The sequence below is a fragment of the Bacillus sp. SIMBA_008 genome (assembly GCF_046535495.1).
Lineage (GTDB): Bacteria > Bacillota > Bacilli > Bacillales > Bacillaceae > Bacillus > Bacillus subtilis.
The window spans coordinates 1-231 of the sequence record NZ_JAWRWL010001378.1; the positions used below are offsets into that span (position 1 = coordinate 1).

The following is a 231-nucleotide window of genomic DNA, read 5'->3' on the forward strand; positions in this document are numbered from 1 at the left end:
GGCGATCGCCGACCTCATCGCCGCCAGCGACGACCGTGCCGCGCGCGCCGCGCGCCGTTCGCTCGACGGCGCGCTGTCACGCCGCGTCGAAGCGCTGGCCGAGCAGCTGACCGTGCTGCGCATCCATGTCGAGGCGGCGATCGACTTTGCCGACGAGCCCATCGATACGCTCGGCGGCGAGCAGGTCCGCGCCGGCCTGGCCGAGGCGCGCGATGCGCTCGCCCGGCTGCT

1 protein-coding gene is annotated in these 231 nt (G+C 75.3%); it reads left to right on the plus strand.

Going from position 1 to position 231, the window contains the following annotated elements; all coding sequences use genetic code 11:
- The coding region (locus SB658_RS27970) for a hypothetical protein (RefSeq protein WP_410603860.1) at positions 1 to 231 on the plus strand (231 nt) is incomplete at both ends.